At 56.5% G+C, this 8,630-nt stretch carries 5 protein-coding genes; 1 reads left to right on the forward strand and 4 read right to left on the reverse strand.

From position 1 onward, the window contains the following. Positions 1 to 385: 385 nt before the first annotated feature. Positions 386 to 1,192, forward strand: coding sequence for an SRPBCC domain-containing protein (locus tag LAO20_22945; protein ID MBZ5534293.1), 807 nt, complete (start codon positions 386 to 388; stop codon positions 1,190 to 1,192). Between the two features lie 452 nt (positions 1,193 to 1,644). On the opposite strand, the gene LAO20_22950 is transcribed toward LAO20_22945, so the two are convergent. The 4 genes from LAO20_22950 to LAO20_22965 form a co-directional block, all read right to left on the reverse strand. Continuing rightward, on the reverse strand, positions 1,645 to 4,188 hold the full coding sequence (locus LAO20_22950) for an ABC transporter permease (GenBank protein MBZ5534294.1): 2,544 nt from the start codon (positions 4,186 to 4,188) through the stop codon (positions 1,645 to 1,647). Positions 4,189 to 4,374: 186 nt separating this feature from the next. Then, the gene (locus LAO20_22955; protein MBZ5534295.1) at positions 4,375 to 5,718 is read right to left on the reverse strand and encodes a phosphotransferase; all 1,344 of its coding nucleotides are present in this window, start codon (positions 5,716 to 5,718) and stop codon (positions 4,375 to 4,377) included. 46 nt (positions 5,719 to 5,764) lie between these two features. After that, a complete protein-coding gene (locus tag LAO20_22960) occupies positions 5,765 to 7,603 on the reverse strand; it encodes a DPP IV N-terminal domain-containing protein (GenBank protein MBZ5534296.1) in 1,839 nt (612 codons plus the stop codon). Positions 7,604 to 7,756: 153 nt separating this feature from the next. Further along, the coding region (locus LAO20_22965) for an SRPBCC domain-containing protein (GenBank protein ID MBZ5534297.1) at positions 7,757 to 8,630 on the reverse strand (874 nt) is incomplete at its 5' end.

Here is an 8,630-nt window from a genome sequence, read left to right on the forward strand (position 1 = left end):
AACCGCCCTTTCCGCCAATAAGATTATGACTCAGAAGTTGGCGGTCATACAGCAGGTCATGGTTCCTGGAGACGCTGGTCACTGTTGGAAGTACCTCAGTGACCCGCGTCTCATTTCCGAGTGGTTCGCCGACACTGATTGCATCGACTCTGCAAATTCGTAAGAAGAAGCCTTGAACCATTCTTGACAACAAAAGTTGTCAATAGTACGATCTCCTGCGCGCTGGAGGCGCACCGGTTGGTGCGTCTTTCAGCGACGAACTCACCAAGGCCCTCACGAAACTGGTTTCGAAGTACCACGATGAATCCGCCCCCGGCGGCAGCGCGCATAGCCTGGTAGTCGTGGCGCACCCTCTGCCGCAGAAATCCGATCCCAAGGAGCCATCATGAGCGTGAAGAAAGAAGCCTCCGGACGCCGTTCAGTCCAGGTCGAAGTCGAGGTCCCCGGTACGCCGGAGGAAGTTTGGCAGGCCATCGCCACCGGGCCGGGTATTTCGTCCTGGTTCGTGCCGGCTGAGTTCGAGGAGCGCGACGGGAAGCCCGTTGCGGTGAAGTTGAACTTCGGCCCAGGCATGGAGTCCCGTTCCCCCGTGACGGTCTGGGATCCGCCACGGATGTTTGCCGCCGAGGCCGATGGCTGGGCACCTGGCTCGCCGCCCATCGCGGACGAGTGGAGCGTCGAAGCGCGCGGGGGAGGCATCTGCGTCGTCCGCGTGATGCATAGCCTCGTCGCCAGCACGGACGACTGGGACAAACAACTGGAAGGCACCGAATCCGGCTGGCCTGGCTTCTTCCGCATCCTGCGGATCTATCTCACGCACTTCCGCGGCCAACGCTCCGCGATGATGCAGTGGATGGCCCCCGCCGCGGGAACCGAAGCGGAGGCCTGGGAAACGCTGACCGCGGCATTGGGGCTGAAAGGCGTGAGCGCCGGGCAGCGTTGGACCGCCCCGGCGGGCGTCCCGGCGCTCAGCGGCGTGGTGGAGCACGTCAGCCAGAAACCGTGCAACGCCCTGCTGCGGCTCGACAAGCCGGGGCCGGGCGTCGCCGCCCTTGGCGCCGTCAACTTCGGCGGCGCGATGGTCACGCTAAGCTTCTACCTCTATGGCGATCAGGCGGCCGGGACCGTCGCCCGCGAGACACCGCTCTGGCAAGCGTGGATTCAAGAACGTTTCCCGAGCAAGAGTGAATGATCGCGTGGTCATGGGAGTGCACTCCCAACGTTGCGCTCGCTGTCTGGTCCCCTCCCCTGTACTCGGGGAGGGTCGGGGTGAGTGCATGATCTCTGTGACGAACTCCGGTTGCGGTGCCAAGTGGACATCACCGTCGGCGCCACCAGGGCGTAGACGAATGTCGAAAGCCCGGGCCCATATAGACATATAGATAAGATACACAACCGTCAAAGCCTGAACGTAGATTAAGTCCAATGCTAAGTAGAAAAGTACGCACGGGAGGAGTTCTTCCAGCGGGCTTAGGAACACCCATCTGCCCGCGGACAAGCTAAAGGCAAACCACTGGCCTGCATCTTTTGAGATAGCCGCTTGGTAAATGAAAACCAAGTAGAGACACATTCTCAGTCAACTTCGTGTGGCTGGGGAGAGACGGCTTTCCAGCTTGGTTTCCGCAATACGACTTCCGACCCAACCTATTCGGTATGTAACGCCGTCACCGGGTTCAGTCGCGTGGCGCGGTGCGCAGGAAGAGATCCGGCCGCAAGCGACACGATCACGATCGTCAGTGCTGCGGCGACCAGGATGAGGGGATTGGTGGCCTTGATGCCGAACAAGAGCGACTGGATCAGACGGCCGGCGAAAAAGGTCACCCCAAGTCCAATCGCCAGACCGACCAGCGTCAGGTAAATTTGCTCGCGCAGAATCAGCCAGGCGATGGTCTGTCGCTGCGCCCCGAGAGCGACACGGACGCCGATTTCCCGCGTGCGTCGTGTCACCACGTAGGCCATAACTCCGTACAATCCCACCGACATCAGCAGCGCAGCCAGCAGGCCGAAGCACAAGGAGATGAAGGCCAACATGCGGTCTGCGAACAGGATCTGGCTGATCGCTTCCGCCAGCGGTCTAACGTCATAGATAGGCAAATTCGCATCCAGAGACGTGATCGAGCGCCGCAACTCCGGAGCGAGCGCTTCCGGGTTGTGAGCCGCGCGAACATAGAACGTGGATTGAAAGAGGGTTGGATCCTCCCGATAGGGGAAGTAAGCGAGGGGCATCATTTCGCCGCGCACTTCCGCGTGCTGGCTGTTCCTGACCACTCCCACGATCTCGATATTGCCCGGCATCCCCATAATGCTGAGAGAAAAATGCCGGCCCAAGGCGTTGCCATTGAAGAACTGCTGGGCCAACTTCTCGTTCACGATGGCGACCGGGGGGCCGGTGGCTGTGTCCGCGTCCGTGAAGTCGCGCCCGCTGATCAGGCTAATACCCAGAGTTTTGAAGTAGTTTGAACCAACCCAGTTTTCAGAAACGGTGTTATTTTCGTTTCCCTGCGGGGTATAGCCTTCTGGAGTGATCTTGCTTCTATTGTCCTCCCCACTGAATAGAGTAACTTCGCCCAGGGAGACGGAAGTGACTCCGGGCAGGGAGCCTGCGGCGGTCTTCACCCGCTCGAAGAAGGACGCAGTTTGAGCCGGCGAATATCCACTAAGGCCAGGGGCGATTGTAAACTGAAACACGGAGTTGACATCCAAACCCAAGTCAACATGCCGCAGGTTGGACAGGCTTTGAATGAACGAAGCTGCCACAGCCAATAGGATCGTGGTCGCAGCCACCTCGAAAGCCAGCAGCCCTTTTCGGAAACTGACGTTGGGCGATGCGCCGGCGAGGGCCCGATTCTTCAAGGAGGCTTGCGGGTTTTTGCCAATGACGCGTAATGCCGGAATGAATCCGATGAGAATCGCGGCCAAAAAGGAGAGCCCGCAACTGAACCCCAGCACCGGTCCGCTCAGATACGTTTGCAGGTCGGTCGCGCCAAGATACTCGATCAAGGAGGTTCCCAGCACCCAAAGGGTGAGCTGGGCCAACAGCAAGCCGGCAATCCCGCCGGCAAATGCCAACAGTAAGGTTTCCGTGAAGAGCTGCTGGATGAGACGTCCGCGGCGGGCGCCCAGCGACTGACGCACGGAGATCTCGTGTTGCCGTCCTTCGCCCCGCGCAATCAGCAGGCCGGCAAGATTGGCGCAGGCCAGCAACAAAATGGCGCTGGCAATCAACGTCAACAACTGCAAAGGCTGCCTTGTAGTTTTCTGAAGGACGGAGCGGCCGTGGACGCCGGGAATGAAGACCAGCTCTTTCTTCATGAACCGCTGCCGGGTGTTGGGTGACATCTTGAGCTGCGCAGCTTGCGCTTCGATGATCGGGTGATAAACGGTCTGAGCGCCGTTTTGCGCCGTGTCGGCAGACATCCCGGGCTTGAGCCGTCCCATCACCGCGAGAAAGCACGTGCTGGGATCGTTCAAAGCAGGAAAGCGCATGAAAGACGCCTGCATGGTGAGATTGACAAAGACGTCCGTTGACTGTCCGACCTGCACCCCGGTAAAGCCCCGCCGGCTGACGCCGATGATGGTAACCGGCGCGCCGTTCACCTTGATCTGCTTGTTGAGCACATCGGGGTTCTTGCCGAAGCGACGGGTCCAGTAACTATAGCTCAGCACGGCCCATGGATTCGACCCGGCTGCACCCTCGTCCTGAGGCAGCAGCGTGCGGCCTAACGCCGGCGGCACTCCCAGTGACGTAAAGTAGTTTCCCGAAACTACTTCCCCGTTCGCCCGCTCACTGAAGCCGTCCCCCGCAACGGTGATTGGGGAAGCATATCTGGCGATCAGCGCAGAGAAGATCTGGGTCTGGTTGCGCAGTGCGGTGTAAGTCGGATAGGAAAACGCGCCGCCCACGTCTCCCTGGCTCAAGGAAAATCCCGGATTGGGGCCGGTGGAATGTAAGATGACCAACTCTTGCGGCCGGTCAACGGGCAAGCTTCGAAGCAGGATTTGATAGGTGAGGGAATAAACTGCGGTGTTTACGCCAATCCCCAGCGCCAACATCAGGATGGCGACGATGGTAAAACCAGGGCTCTTGCGGTACACGCGAAAGCTATAGCCGATGTCCCGCAAGAACGTTTCCAGAAGCGAAGGTTCGCTGCTCCCCTGTTGCTCCAAGCCTGCTTTGTCTGTAGCCATAGCCGCGGGAGTATATCACGTCGAGAGTCGGCAAAATGCCGTCATGCAGGTAAGCACCAGTCTCGGCGATTTGTCCCACTCAAGCGCGGGTTCGTTGGACTCACCATTATTTCCGTTTGTGCCGGTGCGAGCTGCACGTCATCGATCGTGGTCGTGCCGACAAGCTGCTCGGTAGGATCAGCCTACTTAGACCGACCGAATGCTCGCTTCTCTGTGATTGCTAATTGTTTTCGAAAAGGCGGCGTCACGGTTAGGTCGGGCGTCCCCAGTGATCCGCATATTGCTGATGACGCGGGGTATAAAGGTACGAGCCTGTGACATGAAATTCAGCGGAGGATACAACTGCTTTACGATGCCTTCCAGTACAACGAACGCTAGAATTACACTGACGAATTTAGGGGAACCGCACAGTCCATGTCGCCGCTGTATCTGGAACAATTCGCAGGCGAATCGTGAAACTTCAAATTCTCCTGCACGCTGCGAGGCGTATCGCGATATCATCTCCCGCATATCAGCTTCGAAACGGGCGAGATCAAACGTGGGCGCTCGGGAAAGAGCGCTGTCGTAGATCACTTGAGCACACTGCTGACCTTGGTTAGTGACCATACCGAAGAAAAAGTGTGCAAATGATCTTAGATCCGAGCCCTCAAATTCAGTTACCATGCCAAAATCAACCAGGACGATCTCCCCGTTTGATCTGAAAAACAGGTTGCCGGGATGCAGATCAGTGTGGACAAAGCCATGTTCGAACGCCATAGTGTAAAGAACATTCACACACGATCGTGCTGCCTGATGCCTTTTCTCTTCTGACAGTCGGAGGTCACCTATTCTATTGAAATTGCACATGTACTCCATGATCAGAACCGACTCGGAAGACCATTCGTCGTAAACACGAGGAACGACGACGTCCGGCAGGTGCCCGAGAATGGAGCGAAAACGTCGCATGTTGGAGGCTTCCATTCGAAAGTCGAGCTGGTCCTGAAGAATCCGGCCAAACTCATTGATGATCAACAACAATGGTATTCCCCGTAAAGTGAAAGAATGCTGAAAGCAAGCGGCAAGCCAGCGAAGCAGGAGAAGGTCTGCTCGAATCAACGGGACTGCATTTGGTCGACGGATCTTTACGGCCACAACCTGCCCGTCTCTTAAGTGTGCTCTATGGACCTGTGAAATGCTGCCGCAGGCTATAGGAGACCACTCGAAATCACGAAAGATGCGACTAGGAGGAACTCCAAGACCAGCCGAGAGGAGGCCGGCGATCTGGCCTCTTGGAATCGGCCTTACATGTTCGCACAATCGACTTAAAGGCCCTGTCACGGCAGGCGAAAATACGTCCGGGCGAGAGCTTAGCACCTGCGCGAGTTTAACAAAGGTCGGACCGAGCCGCTCCAACAGCGATGCCAGCGACTTACCAAGTGCTATCGAAGCCTCTCCTTTGCGATACAGCTGCAGGTCGAACGGCAGGCAAACGAGTTCACGGCATCCGTGCAACGTCAGTTCTAAGCACCGCCAGATCACTCTGAGGATCATAAATCTTGAGCTGTGGTTGGACCGACCGGCCCGGGAGTTAGCGCACTCACCTGTGGAACACGTCTACGGGGCTCGATCCTCCGGAAGGGGTCGATGTCGTATTTTCCAGCGCTGGCTCGTCGAGCTTGGAATTGCCGCTGCTAACATGTGAAATCTTCGGGCGTTGCAGCGGTGAGCCCGGTCCCGTCAAGTTCTCCGCGACCCAATACTCTACCTTATGCTCTATTTGCGTATAAACGATCAGCCGCCCATTGTTCGAATACGAAGGCCATCGCGCCCAGGGTCCGGCTGCGCTCGAGACAGTAGGGTCGCCTCCCGCAAGGCTTTCCGCGATGTACTCTATCCCATCTTTAGCGTACATACTCGACACAATGTCACCTCGGCGATTTGCGCGCGGAAAATTCCGTTGCGTGTAATCCGGGCCAGCGAAAGTCGAGTACGTGCCGTTCTGTAGTGACAACTTGAAAAAGCCCCACGTCCAATTGCCTCCGCGCGTAGACATAAAAAGAATAGAGTTGCCGTCAGGGGACCACGAGGGCCCCTGGCTGAACCAGGAGTCGTTAGTCAAGTTGCGAATGCTTCCATCGTGCAGGTCTAAGACGTACAGATTGGCTGCGTACGGCTGCGTTGATGCATGAAACACTATTTTGGCGCCATCCGGCGACCAATCGATTGGATCGCGCACGTCTCGCCAACCATGCATCTGCTCCGTCCAATTCCTGAAGCCCGTTCCATCGGGGCGTATAGTGCAGATATCCCAACGTTCACCATTCCAGCAGGTGAACGCAATATCCTTTCCGCTTGGTGACCATCTCGGAAATGCTGCCGCTACTCCGAGCGGAATGGTTCGAACTGTCTTGTCTTCAAGAGACCTGATTCGGAGTACTTGCTTTGTTCCTTCAACGGCGCCATAGACGATATGAGTGCTCGAGGGATCAAAACTTGCCTGCCCAGGCGATTCATCACTGGCGACTACGGTTGTAACCGCACCCGTTTTGCGATCGAGAATCTTGACGGCCAATCCACGCTCCGACAAACGATGAAACAAAAGCCTGTCTCCCGCGTGGCTCCACGTCGGCCAACGGTCATCGTTGTCATAGTTCACTGGGTTTAACGGAACTGGGTCTCCAGCCGGGAAGGGCATGACCCAGATCCTCGAAGGGCCATCCAAGCTCCGCGAGAATGCTACCCATTGACCATCTGCTGAAACGGTCGGCTTATAATCCCAGACATCGCCGTGTGTCAGTTCGAGCGGTGCCGCTCTCCCAGAGATCGATTGCAATAAAAGGTGTCCCGTGCCCGAATCGTAGGAGTGACATACCAAGAGCACCCCTTGTGGATGAAATGAGCATGCGCCCGCCTTGCCAGGTTTTTCAGTGATTGGCTGGCTGCTCCCATCCTCCAGATTGGCTATGTAAAACCGTCGCTCATTCCATTTCCCTTCCGTGTAGACGATGTGGTGCCCATCCGGAGAGAACTTTGGGTATTCGGCTTCATCGGAGCTATGAGTGATTTGTTTTATTTCGCCGCTGTCCAAGCTTATAAGAAAGACATTATTATTTCCGGTCCGAGTGGAGGTGAAGACTATTCGCTTGCCATCAGGTGACCAGTCTCCCTCAAAGTTGTCGCTCGAATCACTGGTGAGCTGGCGCCAGCGACCTGCCTCGATTTCATAGATCCAAAGTTGCCAATTCCCATTGCGAAATAGACTTGTCACAAACGATCTGCCGTCGGGCGCAATGGTGGCGTCCCCACCCCCGCTCGCGTCGCTGACGATCATTCTAAGTGCGTACGAGGCTTGTCCCTGAAGACGCGGAACACTCATCCACAAGATCACAAGCGTGGTAGCGAAAACGATGAGGGAGAGCTTTGTTCGGGTATTCATGATTGCGTATTTGCAAGAAGCATCGTGCCAGACCGAGTCAATCCAGATACACCTACCGCCGCCACATATAACAAACCGGCAAGAAAGAACATGCGATCAGCCCGAAATCTATGCTGGAGTACAGTTCCCAGCGCGATGGCGCTGGCTATCAGGTTAGCAGCCCACAGTCGTCGTCGAAACGGCCGGCACACTAGAATTCCTATTGGGGTCTTCGCTGCTCGTTGAATGACATTTGCCATTGACCCCAAATCGATGCTCCAATTTGAGGAGTGCGTGTTGCCAAAGGGCTGCCACCCGTCGTCGCGCGTCAAGCTGGATATCCAGAGGCAGATCTGCCCAGCCGGCGTGCATCACTGAGATGCCCAGTCCATCACGCCTTGCCACGATCTCGACTGTAGCTTCTGTCTGCTGACCAGACCACTCAGCCTCTTGGAAGATGGCCTGAACTGGCTCATCATCACGGCCGGGCATTAGAAGCACTGGATTAGAGTGCGGAAACGCATCACGCCACCAAGAAATGTCTCGCAAGGTGCGAACTATTAAGAGCTTGTCGCACTGCACCACGGCCCCAATGCAGATATCCGGGCTCCATCGGTATCGACTGTTTTCGCCAGTTGTTATCCTCCGCTCAAGCCGCGAGAGAAAGTCGCGCCAACCCTCGCGCAATTCTTTTGCTGCCCGTGGCGTGTATTCTCCACGGTCCAACACTGTGACTTCGGTCTTGTCTTCGAGAGGACAGAGGAACAGGGAAATGTCGCTCTGTCCTCCTAAACCCATGAATTTCCATACAAGTCGAATGAAGGTGGGTTCTTCGAGCTCCAGTGTCGTGCCAGCGAAGTAGTCCCCGTCTCCAAAAGCGAATTGCACAGGCTCCTTCAATCTGATTTGATCAGTGTCGGCGAACCACTCGGAAATGAGACGCGGGTCACTGAGGTACTTCCAACAGTGACCAGCGTCTCCAGGAACCATGACCTGCTGTATGACCGCCAACTTCTGAGTCATAATCTTATTGGCGGAAAGGGCGGTT

Source organism: Terriglobia bacterium (assembly GCA_020072815.1).
Taxonomy (GTDB): Bacteria; Acidobacteriota; Terriglobia; order Terriglobales; family Acidobacteriaceae; genus Angelobacter.